The organism is Myxococcus sp. NMCA1 (assembly GCF_026810205.1).
GTDB lineage: Bacteria > Myxococcota > Myxococcia > Myxococcales > Myxococcaceae > Myxococcus > Myxococcus xanthus_A.
Genome location: NZ_CP113950.1, coordinates 5,785,483 through 5,805,143 on the forward strand (window position 1 = coordinate 5,785,483; position 19,661 = coordinate 5,805,143).

Consider the following 19,661-nt stretch of genomic DNA (forward strand, 5'->3'; position numbering starts at 1 on the left):
CGTCAGGCCGGTGCTTCGCTCCAGCGGGTGAACTGCATCCGCAGTTCGCAGGTGTAACGGCCCCGCTCGTCCTTCAGCCAGAGCTGCTCCGGTGCCGGGTACATCTCCTCCACGGACAGGCGCTCCGCGTCCCGAGCCAGGTGTGACAGCAGGTCCACGGCGAAGGGGCTCGCGGTGTCGATGAGGTACGGCTTGCGCTCCTTCGAGCTGCGCATGAACACGAAGCGAGGCCACCCACCCGCGCGCCGCTCCCGCTGCACGGCGAGGAAGAGCTCGAAGCCCGCGGGCTTTCCCAGCCGCTCCGCCGCCAGGTTCCAGCGCTCGCGCTGGTACACCGCGCCGCCCACGCTGAGCCGCGGCAGGTGACTGCCCTGCGTCCGCAGCGGTGCGTGCAGCACCTGGGGATGCGCCAGCGCCGCGAACGGTGGATAGGACGAGAAATCATCGAGCGGCAGGTACAGGCTCAGCCGCTCCCCCTCCCCGTCCACCAACACCGGACCTTCAGGCGTGGGAAGGACCTTCACGTCCCCCGGCGTCAGGGCCCCATCGTCCACATCCAGCACGTCCGACACCGAGTACACCAACCGCCGTCCCGGATAGACGTAGAAGCCCTTGTTGCGCCTGCGGATGGCCAGCCCCACGAGCCCCCGCGCCGCGGCGTCCTGTTCCAGCCAACGCGAAGCCACCGAGGCGTACCGCTCCCGCTCGGGCTGGAACGCGCTCAGCCAGCTCCACAGCAGCAGGTGGTGGTGGACCCGCGCCAGCATCACCTCGAAGCCGCTTCCGTCCGGCTTCGCGGCGAGGCACACGTCCGGCAAGGCGTAGCGCCCGCCCGGCGTGGACGTGCCCAGGAAGTCCACGGGCAGCGCACGCGCGCGGCCCTCCTCGGACTCCAGCATCACCGGCGGCACGGGCGAGAAACGGCTGCCCGTGACGCCATCGGGCCGCAGCCGCACGGCGTAGTCCAGCAGGTCCATGGGGCCCGCGTCCGGGCCCAGTGCGTCGCGGACCTGCTCCCGGAAGCCCTGTTGTACCTTCTCGCCGTAGGCGGCCGACAGCTCCAGCGCGCCTGTCAGCGCCGCCTCCAGCTCCGCGGTGAAGGTCGCGCCGAAGCGCAGCCGGAAAGGCGAGCTCGCCTCCTCGTAGAGGATGAGCCGGTCCGCGTAGACCTGTCCGTCACCTCGGCGCGCGGGCTTGCCCGTGACCTCCGTGAAGGCAGCCTCCAGGCGCGGCAGCAGCTCGCGCCGCTGGGCCAGGTCTCCTGTTTCGAAGTCCGCCTTGAGACGCGCCAGGGCCTCCAACCGCTCCAGCCAGCGTGTGCGTGCCTCCAGGTCGGGGAGCGCCGCCACCGCGTCCCGCACGCTCTCGAAAGTGCTGAAGTCGTTCGGCCGGAACGGCAGGCCCCAGAGCAACAACGCGGTCTTCACCAGCGGCAGCGCCTGGCGCTCGACGTCCACGACCGGCAGGCCAAGCACCGTGGCCGCCTCGGCGAGTGTGGAATGCTCGCGCAGCACGGACAGCAGGCGCTCCGCCTCGGGCGACAAGGCGACGTCCAGCTTCAGCGGCTCGCAGAGTGCGCGGCCCGGTGTCACCGTGAAGAGCGGATTGAGGCGCAGCGGCAGGTACGGGCGCAGCGTGCGCTCCCGCCCCACCGCGCGAGCCAGCTCCGTCACCGCCCAGAAGGAGAAGAACGTGCGGCGGCGCGTGTTTCCGCTGGGCACCGTGCGCACGTCGTAGCCGTCATCGGTGGTGCGCTCGCCGTAGGAAATGGGGCCGAAGAAGCTGGTTGTCTCGTTCTTCGCGCAGAAGCGCTGGAGGTATGTGTAGACCTGCCGCTCCACCCGGCGCGCATCGGACGTGTCCGGCCGCTCCCCGCCGCGCAGGTAGCGCACCCAAACGTTGTCGAACATCGCCGGGCTGGAGAGGAACACGGCCTCCTGGATGGCGGGGTCCGCCGCTCGCTCTCGCAGTCGCCGTCGCAGCGTCTTTCGTTCCGCCGTGTAACTCGCCTGAACGGACTCGCGACGCTCCTGGTAGCGAGCCCATGCGTCCTGACACGACGGCCCCAGCCGTGCGTCGATTCGGGGCTCACGGCCCTGGGACAGCGCATCGAGGAGAGCCGTCGCGGCGGACGCGCCCTTCTCCGCGCGCACGGCGTCCACGAGCGCATCCTCGGCCTCGAGCAAGCGGGCGACGTCGTCCAGCACCGCCTGAGGCATCCCCAGCGACTCCAGCCAGTCGAAGGGAAAACCCGCGTGCCGCAGCACGAATACCTCGCCCAACGTCCAGGGCTCGCTCATCCGTTCACCCTCGTCAGCACCGACCTGGCCACCAGTGTGTCCACCAGCTTCTCCCGCTGCGCCTGGGGAACGGCCCCCAGTACGCTGGCCACTTCCATGGGCCGGACGAGGCCGGCGAGCTTCGGCGCCAGCCGCGCGTCCATCGCGAGCACCGAGCCCGTGCGGAGGTTCGCCGCGAACCACGACGGCTTCGGCGCACCATCCAGCCCCGCCGGGAGCTGGACCCACGCACAGTCCGCATCGAGCTGGATGGCCGCTGCGCTCACGTCCGTTGCACGGGGCCGAGACACCTCGGGAAGACACGCGGCGGCGACCCGGCCCGGGCTCAGCGGTCCTCTCGCGAGCAGCCGCGTCGCGAGTCCAGCAAGCACCTGCGGAACACTGGCACCGGGAATGGAACGGGCGTGCTCGAAGGGCCGGCTCCTCGCGAGGTCCCGGTCGTCGGGAGGCGCGCCGACTTTCACGTCCTGCCACAGCAGCGGGCGGCCACTTTCGGGAGGCGTCCGAGGCCAGTGGAAGGGACGCACTCCCGCGAGCTTGTCGAACACGGGTTCCGCGTCCAGCACAGCGAGCGTCGCGTCGAGGTCCGCTTCGTCGACGCCGGGCGCGCCGACCCACCACTCCGCCATGAGGTGAACCCCCGTGTCCCGAAGTCGGCGAGTGCCCTGAGCCAGCGCCGCTCGGGAGACGCGCGCACCCAACGGGTCGCTCCAGGCGTCGTTGTCCACGGCGCAGAACCCCACGACGGCCACCTTGCAGCCGCTCTCCACCAGCGCGTCCGGATGCAGGAGCGAATCGAGCGACACATGCCCCGCCCACCCCGCCGCGCCTCCCGTGAGGGCACGCACCGTGTCCGGAGTGGTGGCCCTCACTTCCAGCGCCTCGGAAAGCCAGACGAGTGACGTGGGGGCCGTCTCATCCAATCCGGGCGACACGCGCCAGCGCAGTGGGGCCGCGTCCACGAAGGTGGCGCGCTGGAACACGGACAGTTGAGCCAGGACGGCCCTGTGCGCCCAGGCGAACGGCCCCGCGACTTCGAGCGGCACCTGCTCCGGACAGGCCCGCGCCAGCCAGGCCGCGGCAGGCAGTTGCAGGTCGCGTTCGAGCCAGAGCCGCACGCGCTCGGCACCGGCGAAGCGAGCAGCGGCGAGGGTCAGGTCATCCCGATAGGACGCGGGCTGGTCCAAGGAGCGCAAGACGTCCGCGCTCCGCTCGGTGGTGCCGCCTTCCAGCTCCACATCGTCCAGCCGGAGGTGCACTCCGTCGGGCGGCCCCGAGATGGCGGAGAGCACCGCCCCCAACGCGCGCAGGCGGGTGCTCACACTCGAGTCCTCGCGCGCATGCAGCGACTGGGCGGCGCGCAACAGCAGCAGCTCTCGCATCGTCTGCGCGGTAGCGGGGGCCTGCTCGCGTGCGGCGGCGGCGGCCTCCACCGCGTCGCGGGCGAAGACGCGCCGGCAGAAGTCGCGCGCCACGTCGAGGCACTGCCACCCTTCGGGCGCCTCCGGGACGAGCGTCACGTCGCGGTGGGGTGGCAGGACAAGCAGCTTCATTCCCGCGCTCCGGCAGCGGACTGCGCGCCCCACATCAACGTGCAACGCAGCTCCACGGTGTGGCGTCCGCCCGAGGCACTTCGCAGCCAGAGCTGGTCCGGCGAGGGCAGCATCTCCGACAGGATGACCTCCTCCTTCTGCTCCAGCAGGTTGAGGAAGACGCGGAGCAGCGGCGGGCTGCGCACGTCCACCAGCACCGGCTTTCGCTCGTCCTTGAACTTCGCGAAGACACAGTCCGGCATCCCGCGCTCGCTCCACACGTTCACCGCCGCGCGAAGTCTCGCCGAGTCTTCGCGGCCCGCGAGCAGCGCCTCCCGCTCCGCCTGCGACAGCCGCCACTGCTCGCGCTGCACCACCACACCGCCCAGGGTCAACCGAGGCGTGTGCTCGCCCAGCGACACGCGCAGCGGACGGATGCGCGGCAGGGAGAAGGCGGTGTGCACCAGACTGTCCAGCTCACCGTTGTAGAGACACACCTCGGAGCCCAGCCGCTTCGACACCAGCCGCGCCCGCGTTCCATCACTCTCCACGAACAGGTCATCCAGCGGCAGCCGCCACGCGGAGGCGCGGGCACTGACACCGCCCAGCTCCACCACGGGCCCCGGGAACTCCGACGGCAGCAGGCCCGTGCGCCGCGACGCCAACACCGTCACCAGGGGCACCGGCCTGCTCAAGGCCCCGAGCGCCCGCACCATGGCGCTCTCCACCCGGCCGCGCGCCTCGTGGAACTGGAGCGCCCAGCCCCACACCAGCGCCGTGTCGTGCACGTCGCCCATCACCAGCTCGTACTCGCCTCGGCTCCAGGCCTCCACGTCCCGGGCCCCCACGAGCAGGTCGATGGACGTGACGAGTGGTAGCGCCTTCGCGTCTCCATCCAGCGACGGCGGCGTCACCGAGCCCAGGTCCGCGCAGCGCGCGGACGCGTCTCCCACTGCGCCAGCCAGCACCTCCGCCACCGAGCCATCCAACGGCACCGGCCGGTCCGAGTACGCGGCCGCCACCTTCCAGAACGGCACCGTGCGCGCCCCCACCAGCTCCGCCACGGTGGTGCGAGCGGCCTCCCGGGTCCGCCGCGCCGCCGCTCCCATCCACGCCAGCGCGGGCTCCAGGCGCGTCACCAGCTCACGCGCCCGCTCACCTCCGGCCTCCAGCCGCAGGTCACCGCCGCACTCCTCCCGGAGCGCCAACCGGTCCTGGTAGAAGTTGTGCGACTCCGACGCGGGCCCTCGCTCGGATGGCGGCGCCACGCCCCACTGCTCATTCGCGCGCTTCGCGAAGGCGGCCTGGAGCGCCATCTTCCCCGCGGCATCCGCGGCGCCATACCCGGCCATCAACGCCAGCAGCGCGCTCAAGCCCTCCACGTGCCGCCGGGCCGCGGAACACGGCAAGCCCGCAACGCGCTCAGCCAGGTCGTCCACGGGGTGATGCGTGGCGGCGGGTACCTCGAGCTGATGCGTCAGCAGGCCCTTTTCGCAGCCCATCCGCGCCGCCTCGCGCGCCAGGCCCGGGGCCACGCCCAGCGATGATGCGAGCCCCGCGAGCGTGCGCGTTCCATCCACCGCCTCCACCAACCGGGGCAGCAACGCCTCCGCGCTCTCCGGCGCGGGCAGCGTCTTGCGCGAAGGCACCTCCGCGAAGGCCTTGCGGCGCAGCACCAGCCACGCGGCGACCTCGGGGTCGAAGGCAATGGCGCGAACCAGCCCCTGCACCAGCCACGACGCCGCGAAGGTGTTCCGCCCCGTGAGCACCTCCGGCCCGGACCAACGCAGCGTCACACCCGTCGGCGCCTCCGCGTCCGCGCGGCCGTAGTTGATGGGACCGAAGAAGCCCATCGTCTCGTTCTTCGCGCACATGCGTTGCAGGTAGCTGGCCACCTGCCGCCGTAACCGCGCGCCGTCTCGCCCCTCCAGCAGGTCTCTCGCCACGGGTGGGCTGGAGCTGGCCACCGCCTCCAGGAAGCGCGGCTCCTGCCGCAGGGCCCTCAGCGCGTCCTCCACCGCCAGGGACTCCTGCTTCATCGCCGCATGAAAGGTGGCCTCCGCCTCCTGCGCGGCCCGGGCACGGTCGTTCCATTCAGCGAACAGCTCGGGTGACTCCATTCCCTCGATGTCCACCGGGCGCCCGGCCTTCAAGGCCGACAGCACCGCGCGCGATGGCCGCTTCACCCGAGGGCCCTGGGCTCTCAGCGCCTCCAACTCCCGCCGCGCCGAAGCCAGCTGGCGCGCGGCCCGTGCGGCCTCCGGGCACCCCAGCCGCTCCAGCCAATCGAAGGGAAAACCCGTGGTGCGAACCACCAGGTGAGGGAAGAGGGTCCAGCCCTTCATGCGTTTCGCACCCTTCGTCCGGGACGCCGCTCGGCGCCCGGCAGCGCGCCGCTCAGTTACGCGGTTGCGACTTCACTTCGATTTGCTGTCCGGGCACGGCCATCACCCACAGCTTGCTGACGCCGCTGGGGCAGCGCACCAGGACTTCCAGCTCCCGGCCCGCTTCGATTCGTGCCTTCAACAGCGGCGTTCCACCCGGCAGCAACGCGCCACCGACGTGGACTTCACAGCCAGGGGCCGCGCCCGTCACGCTCAGCAGGCCCGTGGTGCCAGGCTCCGGCGAGGCGTCCGCCAGCGTGCGCACGTCGATGCCCTCGCGCTGCTGCGTGGTTCCGAACCGCCGCAGCTTCCCCTCCATCGCCGTGGAGATGAGCAGCGGGCCGCCCGACGGGTCATGCACCTCCGTCCCCGGCTCGTGGCGCAGGCCGCCGACGTAGACGTGCTCCCCGGGCCCCACATTGACGAAGTTCGAGCCTCCATCGCGCGTCATCACCACCGCCACCACGGCCAGCACCAAGGCGCCGCCACCGGTGATGCCCAGAAACTTCCATAGGGGCATCTTGCCCGCCGACGTTTCCGCGGGCGCGGGAGCGCGGCTCGCGGGCGCAACGGGCCGCGGTGGAGGCGGCTGGGCGGGACGGGCCGGGCTCGCGTGAGTCCCCTGCCCCAGCCCTGGCACCGGCCCGGATGGACGCGGAGGCGCCGGCATGGCGGGCTGCGGCTGAGAGGCACGCGGCGCGGGAGCGGGCCGAGGCGGCGCTTCCGTCCGAGGCGGCGGCGCGCCCAGGTTGAGCGGCACCACCTCGGTGCGGTCGTTCGCGTCGTCCTCGGACACGGAGATGCCGGGGAAGGAGTCGTCCGCCGGAGGCGGCGCAGGAGGCCGCACAGCCGCGCTAGCGACGCCCACGGACCGTGTCGGGGGCGGCGGGGGAACCGGTGGGCCAGGGCGAGGAATGCCGCCACTGCCGCCCATCCCAGGACGGCTTCCGGCCACGGGCACACTGCCCCGGCTGGGCGTCCGTCCATCCGTGGGCGCGGCCATCTCCCCACTGCCGATGTTGCCGCTGCCACTGCCCGAAGGCACCGGGCGCGGGTGGCTGCCCGTCCCGCCGACGGCGGACGGCGCGAACTCCACCAGCCGGTCGCCCAGCGTGTCCCGGAAGAACTGGGCCACCGCCGCGGGCGACGAGTTGAGCCGGTGATGCGCCATCACCGCTTCGATTTCCTCGCGCAACGCGGCGGCGGACGGCGTGCGTCGCGCCGGGTCCTTCACCAGCGCGCGGAGGATGAGGTCGGAGACGTCCTGGGGGATGTTCGGCTTGAGCTGCGAAGGGACTGGCGCGGGGTCCCGGACGATGGCTTGCAGCGTCGCCGCGTCGTGGTCCCTGCGGAACGGGAGCGTGCCGGTGAGCAGCTCGAAGAGCACCACGCCCAGCGCGAACACGTCGTTGCGCGCGTCCAGCGTGCGCCCGGACGCCGCCTCCGGGGAGATGTACGAAATCTTCCCCTTCAGCACGCCCGCCTGCGTGTGCTCCTCGCCCGCCACCTTGGCGATGCCGAAGTCACTCAGCTTGATGGCGCCGTCCAGCGAGATGAGGACGTTGTGCGGGCTGACGTCCCGGTGCACCACCGGGTGCGGCGTGCCCGCCGGGTCCACGTAGGCGTGGGCGTAGTGAAGGCCCGCGGCCACCTCCGCGACGATGCGCAGCGCATGCTCCAGCGGGAGCGCCAGGCCCTTGCGCCGCAGCTCGATGACCAGCTTCTTCAGGTCCGGCCCGCGCACGTACTCCATGAGGATGTACGCGACGCCGTCGGACACGCCCACGTCGAACGTCTGCACGACGTTCGGGTGCGTCAGCCGCGCGTTGGCGCGGGCCTCCGCGAAGAGCATGTCGACGAACTCGGGGTTCTCCGCGAACTGCGGGAGAATCTTCTTCATCACCACGAACTTCTCGAAGCCCTTCACGCCCACCTGCTTGGCGAGGAAGACCTCCGCCATGCCGCCCTGCCCCAGCCGCCGGATGATGTTCAGCTTGGTGCTGCCCAGCGAGTTGGAGATGTCCGTGGACGCGCCCTGGCGGGCCGCCGGGTCGATGTTCGTGGCGCCGAAGAGATACTGACTGAGGGCGCGAGTCTCCAGCGCCTCCATGTCCTCCAGCGGCCGGTCCGTCAGCTGCACCCGCGCCAGCAGCCCCTGGAGCTGGGGCATGTGGGGGACGCGCGCGTTGCCGCCGCAGATGGGGCACGGCACTTCCACGCCGGATGCCTGCGCCCGCAGCTTCGCCAGGTAGTCCGCGGCCTGGAGGCGCTGGTGGCTCACCTGCCCGCAGTTGCGGCAATCACACGGCAGCCACAGCGTGGCCAGCCGCACCGGCAACACCTTGGCCGAGCGCGCCAGCACCGCCAGCGCGGCCGGCGGCACCCGGCACAACGCCACATGCGCGCCCTGCGCTGCCGTCTCCAGCACCTGCTCCAGCTTCGGCAGGGCCTCCGGCTCCACCTTGCTGACGTGGCTGAAGTCGAAGCCGACGCGGCCCTCCAGACCCGACGCCAGCCGGCGCACGTTGAGGTCACCCTTCAGCGCGCTGGCCAGGGTGATGTACGTGATGTCGTCCTGGATAATCTTCAGGTGCTGCGACAGCTCCGGCTGCTCCGCCGGCATGCTGGCGCGCAGGTAGCGCATGACGACCGGGTCCACCTGGCCGAACTGCTGCCGCCGCGCGTAGTCGAAGAACTCCCCCGGCAGGTCCGCGAACTCCAGCGCCCCCTGACACACGGGGCAGGAATGGTCGGGCGCACGTTCCTCGGAGATGACCTGCGCCTCGTCCAGCAGGTTCACCAGCCGCAGCCGGTCCTCGTTGCAGGCGCGGCAGGAGTAGGGCGCCAACACGGAGAGGACGCGGGCGACGCCGGCGAAGCCCTCCACCATGTTGAGCTGGTCCACGATGACGGGCGGCGCGTGGACCACGTAGAGGCCCAGGGCCCCCGGGGGCAGCTTGGCGGCGAACTCAATCCACCGCCGCACGCCGAAGGAGCTGATGCGCTCCACCTGCCCCAGGTCCACCACCAGCAGCCCGTTCATCTCCGGGCTGGCGGACGTCAGTGGGAATGTTTCGTCGATGACGCCGGAAATCCGGACGTGGGTAATTGTCCCCACGCGGAGCCGGCTGATGATGGCGTTGGAAACCTGGCTATCCACCGGCCCTGACCTCATTGAAGACAGAACAGCAGCGACTTGGGTTGTGTGGCGCGGCGGCGGGCCTCCCCCAGGTCCACCACGCACAGGACTCGTGACTCACGGCCAGCGGCCACACGGACGGCCACCACATCGCTGTGCTCCAGGATGCGCCGCAGTCCCAGCCCCGCCCCTCCTCCGGACGCATCCACCTGGACGCGCCCGCCCCACCCTCCCAGCGCCCGGGCGAAGGGGCCCCGGACGCAGACCACCGAAGCGGTCCACGACTTCCAACCACATGCGGCCCTCTTCCACCACGTAGGACAGCTCGCACGCGTCCTCCGGCGCCACCTCTCGGACCTCGGAGCGGCGGTGCGCGTACCGGTGCTGGCCCTGCGCGTCCACCGGCGCGTCCCACATCGCGTTGGCCGCCAGCTCATGCACCACGTCGCCCACCAGCGCCGCCGCCGTGCGCGAACCCCGCGCCTGCGTGACGGCCCGCGCGGCGGCCTCACCGGTGGCGTTGATGTCCGCCACCGACTGGAGCCGGTGCCGCGATGCCCCCGCGGGCAGCAGCGGCGCGCCGCGAAGCAGGTCCCCCAACAAGCGCGCCTCCCACGTGGAGGGACGTCCGTCGGAGGCCCGTGTCGCCAGCAGCAGCGAGGGCGGCTCGCCGCGCAGCGCCTCCGCGTGCGCGGGCGTCAGCTTCCCGTCGAAGAGCACCAGACGCCGGGGCCCGGAGGGCGACCCTGGCCCCTGGCACAGCGCCATGCCGCCCTGTGCGAGGACGGGAGCCGCCTGCTCCACCAGCGCCGGAGAAAGCGACTCGTCTGCAATCAACAGGAGGCCGCCGGCCTCCAGGTGGGGGGCGGTACTCAAGGGCTAGTATCGAACCTTGACTTCGCTGAAGAACGACTGGGGCGGTGCTGGGAAACCGTGGGATTCCTCGTACTGCGCATTGAAGAGGTTGGAGCCGAGGAACGACACGGAGATGCCGTCGTAGACGTTGAAGCCCACGCGCGCGCTGGCCGTGACGTAGCTGGGCAGCTGCACACGGGTGGTGGGCAGGCCCGTCGTCTCGTCCACCTCGAAGCCCGGGTCATAACGTGAGCCCACCAGCAGCGCGTACAGCTCCACGAAGGCGACCTTGCCGATGTTGGTACGGCCACGCGCGTAGATGCGATGGGCCGGCGCGTAGTCCAGCGGAGACTGCGGACCGTCGTCGTACGGCAGCGCCTTGGCGTTGAGGAACTGGTACGCGATGTCGAAGGACGAGTTGATGGACGGAATCTGCGCGGCCGCTTCCAGTTCGAAGCCCGCCACCCGCGCGTCGCCCAGGTTCTGGAACTGCGACACGGAGCCGAAGACGAGCTGCTGGTTGATGAAGTTCTTCGCCAGATTGTAGAAGCCCGTACCCGTCAGGCGCACCCTCCGATCGAAGGGCCAGAAATCCACCGATGCCTCGATGGTGTCCAGCGTCTCCGCGCGCAGATTGGAGTTGCCCACCAGTGTGGCCGCGTACATCTGCTGGTTGATGGCCAGCTCAGCCAACGTGGGCGCACGGAAGGCGCGGCCGTAGTTGGTGCGCAGGGTCAGCAACTCCGGCACCGCGTGGAACACGACGCTGGCGCGCGGCGAAACCTGGTCCGTGCGGTTCTGCCAGACGCGCTCCGGAATCTGGTAGCGGTCGTAACGGGCACCCGCGCCGAACACCAGCCGGTTGAAGAGGCGGTACTCCGCGTCCACGAAGCCGCCCAGGATGGTCTGCCGCGTGTCGTCCATGCTCAGCTCGGGCAGGACGTTGGGCACGTTGACGGCGTCCGCCTTCAAGTCACCACCGAAGGTGACGTTGAGGTCGCCCATCGTCCACAGCGCGCGCGCCTCGCCGCCCAGCCGGCGCCGCTTGCCCAGCGCGCGGGTGGGGTCGCCACCGAAGGCGTTCTCCATCAGCACGTCGCGGCGCTTGAAGAAGCCGTACGCCTGGCCGAAGAGGCGCAGATTGTCGGTGACTTGCTGGTCCACCTGCGCGGACGCGTTGAAGTTCTGCACCGACTCGGAGTCGTTCGGCGTGTAGTGGCAGCGGCCGCAGTTGCCCACGGTGGAGATGTGCGTGCCACCCGGGCGGCCAATCTCCGCGTCCGTGAAGTCCGCGTCCAGCGCCAAGGGCCCGATGCGCACCTTGCCGTTGACCTGGTGCACCAGCGAGTCCTGGTTGGTGTCCACCCGGCCCACGCGCGGGTCGTTGAAGAGCTGCGGGCCGTCCGAGCCGAAGCCGTAGTAGCCCAGCAGCGCCTCCACCGGACCGCCACGGCCCGCCACGGTGCCATGCAGACGCCACGTCTGGTCCTGGCCCGCCAGCACCCGGGCCTCGGCGCCCACGTTCTTGCCCTTCTCGATGAGGTCCGACGGCTGGCGCTGGATGACGTTGATGACGCCGCTGAAGGCGTTGGAGCCGTACAGCGAGGACCCCGGGCCGCGGATGACCTCCACCTGCTTGAGGTTGGTGAGCGGCGTGGTCTCGTCCGCGTAGAACTGACCCGTCCACGGGTCCGTCAGCGGACGGCCGTCCTGGAGCAGCAGCAGTCGGTTGGACAGGTAGTTGGAGCCCAGGCCGCGCGCGCTCACCGCCGCCTTGCGCATGGAGCCCCGGCGGCACTCCATGCCGGGGAAGTACTGGATGGCCTCGCACAGCGTGAACTGGCCGGTGCCTTCCAGCTCGTCGGCCGGAATCCAGGACACCGTGAGGGGCACGTCGGAGATGCGCTGGTTGCGCTTGCCGGCGGTGGTCACCACCGCCTCGCTCAGCACGCGGTTGACGGACTCCTCCAGCGCGTCGGCGCCGTCCAGCGGGTCCACACCCAGGCCCGCGAGCCCGGACTGCGGCGGCAAGGGGCGATCCAGGGTCGGCTCCGCGAAGGGCGCGCTGATGGGAATGTTCGACGAGGGCGCGGGCTGGTGCGCGGGCAGCGTCGCGGTGGCCGGCGGGAGATTCGTCGGCGCGTCCGGTGGGTTGAAGTCCGCGCCGACCGGCGGCAGCGCCCGCGGGGAGGCAGGCTCGGCCGTCAGGGGCGTGGCCGGCGTCAGGGGCGCGGCGGTGGGCGGCGTGGGCACGGGTGCCGGCGGGCTCGCGGGCGACGCATCATCCGTGGAAGGCCCGCCACCCAGGACGGGAATCTCCGGCTCGGCCGTCGGGTCATCCGCGTCCGTGTCCTCGACGGGCGGCGGCTTCACGGGCTTCTTCGACTTCTTGGCCGTCTTCGCGGCGGGACGCGCGGAGGCCGCGGGCTTCACCACCCGCTTCCGGCGCTTCACCTTGGCGGGAGCCTCCGCCTCCGCGGCCTCCTGCGCTGCCGCGCTCGAAGGGACGACGAGGGACAGCACGCACAGCATGATGGAAAGAGGCAGGCCGGCGCGCAGGGCGCGGCGCCCGGCAACCGCCTTCGCCGCGCCCTGCCGCGGCTCACCGAACACAGTCGAGTGCATCGTTCTCACATCCAAGGGTGGAGCATGGACACCCGAGGTCCTGTACGTACGATCCGGAGACGGGCTCGGCGCCAGCGCTTGCGTCCGGGGGAACGCGGTTTCACGACTGGACACCAACGCCATCATTTTCAAGCTACCCCAGAGACCACGCCGGGCCAAGTCGCTGGCTCTCATTCTCTAGAAACTCGGGAAAGCATCAGTCGTCCGGCTGTTCCGCGGAGACGGCGAGGTCTCCGACGAAGGACGGAAGCGCGGGGCCCAGTTCCTCCGAGCGCACCAGCACCTCGGCCTCCACGTGAAGGTCGGCCCCTTCCGCCAGCACGGGCTGACGCCGCGGAGGGCCGCGCGTGACGAGCTTGCTGAACTCGTCGAAGTCCTTGTCCTGGAGCCGCGCGAAGGCATCGAAGGGCGCCACCGCGCCCACCTTCCCCAGCGCGCCGGTGAGCGCGGCCTCGTGGTTGCGCAGGTCCACCAGCACGGCCCCCGGCACCCGGCCACTGCGGAAGAGCACGCGCACATCCTTGCCCTTGGGCACGTGCGCCAGCGGGACGAGCGCCGCCTCCGCGCCCTTGGCCTCCAGCATCTTCAGCGCGGACTCCACGTTCGGCACGGGGGCCAGCTTGAAGTGCTTCTGGGCGTCCAGGTCGCCACCGAGCACGACGTGGGTGACGAACTTCGGGTCCGCCGGGCCCGCGCCCTTCACGTGCGCCAGGCGCTTGCCGGCGAGGTCCTTCACCACGCCGCGCTGCAACGCGACAATGGCCCAGCGCTGCTGCGTGTCACCCGCGCGTGAGGCCCAGGCCACCGGCTTCGCCTTCGCGCCCAGTTGCACCGCGGCCCACGCATCCACCACCGCGAAGTCCACCATCCCGCCCGCCACCGCGCGGGAGAAGTCCTCGTAGCGGCCGAAGCTCTTGGCGGCCACGGGCGTGTCCAGGGTCTCCGTCAGCCGGGCGGCCAGGGCCTCCGCGTACTCGAAGCGCTCCTGGCCATCCGCGAGCGTGGTGGCGAGGAACACCCCCAACGTGGACTTCTTCGGCGCCGCGAGCGCGGAGCTGGCCGTCAGGGTGCAGGCCAGCACGAGGCCAGCCAGGAGGAAGCGAGGTGACGTCTTCATGGGGTCTCCTCCACGGTGGCGTCCGCGGGCGCGCCCGAGGCGGGCTCGGCCAGGCCGTGCAGACTCTGCAGGCGTTCCTTCCACTCACGCACCTGCGCCATGCGCGGGCCGCTGCCGCCGGCCAGGTAGCGGCGCCAGGCCTCCACGGCCTCGCCCGCGTCCTTGCGGCGCTCCTGCGCGTCGATGCCCAGGTTGAGCGCGGCCACCGGCACGCTCGACTCCAACCGGCGCCACGTCTCCACGGCGTCCGTCGTGCGGCCCTTGCGCCAGTCGACGCAGGCCAGGTTGTGCTGCACCTGCGTGTCGTCCGGGCTGCCGGCGAGCGCGGCCTTGAAGGCCTTCTCCGCCACCTTCATGTTGCCGGCGTTGTACGCCTGGGACGCCTCGCGCCGGTGGAGCGCGCCCGTCATCGCCGTCAGCCACTTGGGTTGTCCGGGCATCGGCTTCTTCGCCGCCGCGGTCAGCTGCTTGCGCGCGGCGGGCACCTGCCCCTTCTTGTAGAGCACGAAGGCGGTGGCCAGCGCGCGAGTGTTGGGCCAGGCCCAGGGCTGCGTGGACGCGAGGGCCTTGGCGATGGCCGCGCTCGCCTCCGCGTGGCGCCCGGACTCCGCGCGCGCCAGGCCGCGGACGAACTGGGCCAGCCGCACCAGCTCCTTGCGGTTGCCCGTGCCCAGCTTGTCCACCAGGTCCAAATCCCGCTCGGCGGCGTCGGCGTCTCCGGCCTCCAGGCGCACCAGCGCCCGGCGCACCAGCACGCGCGGAAGGTTGGCGCCCGCCACCTGCGCCGCGGCGCGCGACGGGCCCACCGCGGTGAGGCGCTGCACCGCCGCGTCCACCTGCCCCAGCTCCACCTCGGCCAGCGCGGCGCCGACGGAGGCCTCCGCCTGTTCGTCGGGCTCCTCCGTCTGGGTGGCCGCGCGGTTGAAGGCCTCCAGCGCCGCCTGGGCGTCGTTCGTGGCCAGCCGCGCGTACCCCAGCAGCAGGCTGTCACGCCACGCGGCGCCGGGCAGCATCACGCCCTGCTCCATCACCTTGCGCGCGTCCGCGTAGGCGCGCGTCTCCAGCAGCGCGGCGCCCAGCCGGCGGGCCATGGGCGCGCCCCGGTCCAAGTCATACGCGCGGCGCAAGTCCCGGACGGCGTCCTCCAGCCGTCCCGTGCCCGCCCTGTCCCGCGCCCGGTGCGCCAGGGCCCGGGCCAGCCACTGCTTCGCCCCGGCGTGTTCCGGCTCCACCTGCAGCGCGTTGGCGTAGTCCTCGATGGCCTGGTCCCACTGGCCGGTGGCGAAGTGGTCCGCGCCCAGCAGCACGTAGCCCAGGGCCTGACGCGGCGCCATCTCCACCACGCGCCGGTGCACCTCCACCGCGCGCTGGAAGCGGCCCGCGCGCCGGTTCACCGAGCCCAGGTTGGCCCACAGCTCCAGGCTGTTGGCGCCCGAGCGCACCGCGCCCTCCAGGAACTGGATGGCCTCCTCGTGCCGGCCCTGTGCCTGGAGCGCCTTGCCCACCGCCATCTGCCCCAGCACCAGGCCCGGCTGGAGCTGGAGCACCTTGCGGTACTCCGCCTCCGCGGCGGCCGCGTTCTTCTGGGCGAAGCGCACGTCACCCAGCAGCAGGTGCGCGGCGGGCGAGCTGCCCAGCTTCACCACCGCCTGGGCCTGCGCGTCCGCCTTCGCGACGTCCCCCGCGCCCAGGTACAGGCGGGCCAGCTTCTCGCGCGCATCGCCCGCCTGCGGGAAGCGCGTGGTGACGCCCTCCAGCAGCGTGCGCGCCTCCCCCACCCGGCCCTCCAGCTCCAGCACCTGCGCCAGGCCCAGCTGCACCGACGGCGACTCTGGCCGGCCCGCCTGCGCCTGCTGAAAGGACGCGCGCGCCGCCGCGGCATCCCCGCGCAGCACGTGGGCGCGGCCCAGCAGCTCGTGAATCTGGAAGTCGTTGGGTGCCAGTGCCTGCGGACGCAGCGCCAGGTAGCGCTTCAGCCGCGTGGCCGCCGCGTCTCCCTGCTGGACGTAGAGGTAGTAGCTGGCCAGGTAGTAATGAACGATGAGGTGTTCGGCCTTGTCGGCCGTGGCCACCCGCTCCATCAGCGGCACGGCCTCCGGGAAGCGGCGCAGCTTGAAGTACGCCACGCTCACCGGATAGGCCAGGGCCAGCTCCGAGGGGTTCGCCGTCAGCACCGGCTGCACCCGGTCCACGGTGCGCTGCCAGTCATTGAGCGCGTTGGCGCTGGCGCCCAGGCCGGCGGCGGCGGCCACGGAGCCAGGCTCGGCGGTCAGCGCTTGTTCGAAGAGGGCCAGGGCCTTGCGGTACTTCTCCTCGGCCTCCTTCTTGTCACCCGAGGCGCTGGCGGCGCTGGCGGCCACCTGCGCCGCCTCGCCGTCCCGCACCAGCCGCTGGGATTCGGACATGGGCGGCGGGCGGTACTGCGCCAGCGCGGGCGGGCCGCACAGGGTGGTCAGCAGCGCGAGAGCCGGCGTGAGACGGCGCGACCGAGGGTGTCGTGGGGAGCGTCGCATGCGTGTGGAGTCCCGGAAGGAAGTCAGGCGGCGGGGCTGAACTCGGCCACGACGACGGTGATGTCGTCCCGCTGCGGCTGGCCGGCGCTGAAGGCTCGAGCGTCCGCCAGCACCGCGTCACGCAGCGCCTCCGCGGACAGGTGGGCGTGCGCATGGACCGCGGCGGCCAGACGCTGGGTGCCGTAGAGCTTGCCCGCGTTGTCGCGCGCCTCGGTGAGGCCGTCCGTGTACCAGACCACCACGTCCCCTGGCCGCAGCTGGGCCTGGCGCGAGGTGAACTGCGATTCGACGGAGGCGCCCAGCAGCGGGCCGCGCGCGGGCAGCGATGCAATCTGACCGCTGCGCTTGTTGAACACCAGCGGGCTGGGGTGCGCGCCCGCCGCGTAGTCGATGTAGCCGTTGGACACGTCGATGACGGCCAGCGCGCTGGACATCTGGTGCTCACCGCGGCCCACGTTGGCCAGCGTCACGTTGAGGGCGGTGATGAGCATCTGCGCGTTGACCTGCGACGGCTCGCGCAGCGTCATCGCCGAGGCGAAGCCACTGGTGGCGCTGGTGGCCACCAGCGACGTGGACAGGCCGTGGCCCGTCACGTCGCCAATGCCAATGACGATGCGCCGGTCATCCAGGGCGGCCCGGAACCACCAGTCGCCGCCGCACGCATCCGCGGTGACGACCAGGCCGGCGATGCGCAGCGGCCCCACCTGCACGCCCTCGCGCCCCGGCAGCAGCGTCTCCTGCACGGTGCGCGCGAGCGACACCTCGCGCTCCAGCTGCGCCTTGGCGCGCACGTCCTCCAGCAGCACCTTGATGCGCTCGGCCATGTGGTTGAACACCACGCCCAGCGTCACCACCTCGCGGCCCGCGCCCTGCGCCGTTCCCGCCCGTGCGCTCAGGTTGCCGGCGGCAAGCTGCATCACCTTGCCGGTCAGCATGCCCAGCGGCCGGGTGATGCGCCGGCTCTGGTAGGCCACCAGCACGCCCGCCAGCACCACGAAGCCCAGCCCCAGCCCCAGCATGCGCAGCGTGGTGGCGCGCACCGTGGCGCGCTTGTCCTGCTCCAGCGACGCCAGCTGCTGCTGCAGCCCGCCCAGCGAGTAGCTGATGACGACCAGCCCCTTGCCGCTGCTGGAGCCGTAGTCGATGGGCTCCTGGATTTCGGAGATGGGCTGCCCCCGGTAGAAGGCGCTCACCAGCCGGCGCTCGGCGCGGCGGACCGGCGCGGCGTCCTCCTTGTCCTCGCTGGCGCCTTCGCTGTCCGCCATCCGGACCCCGTCCGGGTCGAAAATCTGCACCCGGAGGATGTTGGGGTTCGTCTTGACGATGGAGCCCGCCACCTCTTCGAGGAAGGCGTAGTTGTTGTCGCGCAGGTTGGTGGCGGAGGTGAGCGCGATGGTCTGCCCCACCGTCTGGCCCAGCTCGCGCGCCTGCTCCTGGATGCGATCCTTGGAGACGAGCGCCGTCTCCTCGAACTGGGACTTGGTGGAGGCCACCGACAGCGCCGCCAGCAAGCCCACGATGAGCACCACCAGGACGCCGGTGGTGAGCAGGAGAATCTGGTCCAGCCGCAGGCCCTTGATCTGGGCCACGTTGGGCAGCTCGCCCGCCTCCAGTGGCGCGATGAGGGTGCGGGTGCCACCCTCCGCCAGCCCCAACGGGCCCGTCAGGCGCGTGGCGGTGGACTCCCGCGCGCCGGTGACTTCCTGGGTGCCTGTCCGCTCGGACGGCGGGAGCGCGGCGTCATCCGGGGACTCGTCGGACGCGGGCGCGGACTTCAGTCGCGTATTCGTACTGGACAAGGGCGGGCCGGGGTGGGGACGCGCTGGGGGAGCGCGAGGGAAACAGGGGTGTTTCGAGACTCTATCTCACTTCTCGTGCTTCGCGAGGCCCTGTCCCCACATCCACGCCGCGCCGGGGAAGACGCCACGGCCGGCATGTCACTGAAGCCATGTCATGCCAATGTCATGGCCCTATTGGAACCCCGCGTCATTCATCCGGGGTACGCCGCGCCCCTCCCCCTTCACCGGGCGCGATGCGGGTGTGCCCGTTACAGTCGGATGTCCATGCGGCCCCACTTCCACGTGGCCGGCTTTCCCGTCCGGCTCCATCCGCTCTTCTTCCTCGTCGCGTTGATGACGGGCTGGACGCTCATCTCCGAGCCCGCTCGGCTCGCGTTGTGGGTGGGCATCGTCTTCGTGTCCGTGCTGCTCCATGAACTGGGGCATGCGCTGGCCTTCCGCCGCTACGGCTGTCCCGCTCGAATCGAGCTGCACGGCATGGGCGGCACCACCCAGACCCACGACGCCGCGCACCTCACTCACCCGCAGTCGGCCTTCGTGAGCTTCGCCGGGCCGGGCATCGGCTTCCTGGCGGGCGGGCTCGTCTGGGGCCTGTCGCAGCTCGTTCCGCTGGGTGAGCCGGGCGGACTGGCGGACCAGGGCGTGCGGCAGTTCCTGTGGGTCAACATCGGCTGGGGGCTCTTCAACCTGCTGCCCATGCAGCCACTGGACGGTGGCCATCTGCTGGCGGACCTGGTGCGCGCCCGCAGCGGCTACCGCCACGAACGGGTGGTGCTTGGCATTGGCATCGCCACGGCGGTGGTGGTGCTGGGACTGGCCATCTGGTCGAAGCAGGTCTGGCTGGGAATGTTCGCGATGATGCTGGGAATGATGAACGTCGAGCAGCTCCGCCGGACGCCGAAAGTGCGCCCCGCCGAGCCGCGGTTCGCCGCCCCCCGCGTCGTCCGCAAGCCCCGGACTGCACCGGCGGGCGCCATCTCCATCGAGGGGCTGATGGACGAGCTGCGGGGAACGCCTCTCCCCCCGGACGCGGCTGCCGCAGATGATGACCTGGAGGGCCCTCACGACCCGGCCCTGGTGGGCGAGATGCTCCTGGACAGCGGGCTGCCAGAGCTCGCCGTGGGCTCCCTCCAATCCGCCTTCACGCAGGCGCCCCTGCCGCGCACCGGCCATGCCCTGGTGCTGGCGCTGCTGCACACCGGGCGGCTCCAGGAGCTGGCCTCGCTGCTGGACAGCTCGCACGCCCGGCAACTGTCCGAGGACACCCTGGCCCTCATCTCCGAGCACGCCGGGACGGCCAGCGAGGCCACACTCACCGAGCGGGTTACCGCGCTGCGGCACGGGCGGACTCCTGCCACGGATGAGCCCCGCTGATTGCCGCGCCGCGCCAGAAGGTG

General features: G+C 71.6%; 10 protein-coding genes. 1 reads left to right on the forward strand and 9 read right to left on the reverse strand.

Features of this window, described 5'->3' with window-relative positions:
* Positions 1–2 precede the first annotated feature (2 nt).
* From OZ403_RS23555 to OZ403_RS23595, 9 genes are all read right to left on the reverse strand, one after another.
* Positions 3–2,300: a lantibiotic dehydratase gene (locus OZ403_RS23555; RefSeq protein ID WP_268781800.1), complete on the reverse strand. Its 2,298-nt coding sequence runs from the start codon at positions 2,298–2,300 to the stop codon at positions 3–5.
* The gene (locus OZ403_RS23560; RefSeq protein ID WP_268781801.1) at positions 2,297–3,853 is read right to left on the reverse strand and encodes a hypothetical protein; all 1,557 of its coding nucleotides are present in this window, start codon (positions 3,851–3,853) and stop codon (positions 2,297–2,299) included. Before OZ403_RS23560 ends, OZ403_RS23555 begins: the two co-directional genes overlap by 4 nt.
* Entirely contained in the window at positions 3,850–6,177 is a 2,328-nt protein-coding gene (locus OZ403_RS23565; protein WP_268781802.1) for a lantibiotic dehydratase, read from the reverse strand. The genes OZ403_RS23560 and OZ403_RS23565 overlap by 4 nt, the downstream gene beginning before the upstream one ends.
* A 52-nt stretch (positions 6,178–6,229) precedes the next feature.
* Positions 6,230–9,376 (reverse strand): serine/threonine-protein kinase, encoded by a 3,147-nt coding sequence (locus OZ403_RS23570; protein WP_268781803.1) that lies wholly within the window; start codon positions 9,374–9,376, stop codon positions 6,230–6,232.
* Positions 9,377–9,472: 96 nt separating this feature from the next.
* Positions 9,473–10,231 (reverse strand): hypothetical protein, encoded by a 759-nt coding sequence (locus OZ403_RS23575; protein WP_268781804.1) that lies wholly within the window; start codon positions 10,229–10,231, stop codon positions 9,473–9,475.
* A 3-nt stretch (positions 10,232–10,234) separates the two neighbouring features.
* Entirely contained in the window at positions 10,235–13,009 is a 2,775-nt protein-coding gene (locus OZ403_RS23580) for a TonB-dependent receptor plug domain-containing protein (protein WP_140855735.1), read from the reverse strand.
* A 22-nt stretch (positions 13,010–13,031) separates the two neighbouring features.
* Positions 13,032–13,952 carry a PhnD/SsuA/transferrin family substrate-binding protein gene (locus OZ403_RS23585; protein ID WP_268781805.1) on the reverse strand — a complete coding sequence of 307 codons (921 nt, stop codon included), beginning with the start codon at positions 13,950–13,952 and terminating at the stop codon, positions 13,032–13,034.
* Positions 13,949–16,465: a tetratricopeptide repeat protein gene (locus OZ403_RS23590; RefSeq protein WP_268781806.1), complete on the reverse strand. Its 2,517-nt coding sequence runs from the start codon at positions 16,463–16,465 to the stop codon at positions 13,949–13,951. The genes OZ403_RS23585 and OZ403_RS23590 overlap by 4 nt, the downstream gene beginning before the upstream one ends.
* Positions 16,466–16,488: 23 nt before the next feature.
* Positions 16,489–18,264 carry a PP2C family protein-serine/threonine phosphatase gene (locus OZ403_RS23595; protein ID WP_268781807.1) on the reverse strand — a complete coding sequence of 592 codons (1,776 nt, stop codon included), beginning with the start codon at positions 18,262–18,264 and terminating at the stop codon, positions 16,489–16,491.
* Between the two features lie 264 nt (positions 18,265–18,528).
* Here OZ403_RS23595 and OZ403_RS23600 point away from each other — a divergent pair, with 264 nt between their 5' ends.
* A complete protein-coding gene (locus OZ403_RS23600; RefSeq protein WP_237079782.1) occupies positions 18,529–19,638 on the forward strand; it encodes a M50 family metallopeptidase in 1,110 nt (369 codons plus the stop codon).
* Positions 19,639–19,661: the final 23 nt, after the last annotated feature.

What these genes read in the sequence shown, in the direction of transcription:
- OZ403_RS23555 (WP_268781800.1), bottom strand. Translation starts at nt 2,300, where the DNA reads ATGAGCGAGCCCTGGACGTTGGGCGAGGTATTCGTGCTGCGGCACGCG.
- OZ403_RS23560 (WP_268781801.1), bottom strand. Translation starts at nt 3,853, where the DNA reads ATGAAGCTGCTTGTCCTGCCACCCCACCGCGACGTGACGCTCGTCCCG.
- OZ403_RS23565 (WP_268781802.1), bottom strand. Translation starts at nt 6,177, where the DNA reads ATGAAGGGCTGGACCCTCTTCCCTCACCTGGTGGTTCGCACCACGGGT.
- OZ403_RS23580 (WP_140855735.1), bottom strand. Translation starts at nt 13,009, where the DNA reads ATGAGAGCCAGCGACTTGGCCCGGCGTGGTCTCTGGGGTAGCTTGAAA.
- OZ403_RS23585 (WP_268781805.1), bottom strand. Translation starts at nt 13,952, where the DNA reads ATGAAGACGTCACCTCGCTTCCTCCTGGCTGGCCTCGTGCTGGCCTGC.
- OZ403_RS23590 (WP_268781806.1), bottom strand. Translation starts at nt 16,465, where the DNA reads ATGCGACGCTCCCCACGACACCCTCGGTCGCGCCGTCTCACGCCGGCT.
- OZ403_RS23600 (WP_237079782.1), top strand. Translation starts at nt 18,529, where the DNA reads ATGCGGCCCCACTTCCACGTGGCCGGCTTTCCCGTCCGGCTCCATCCG.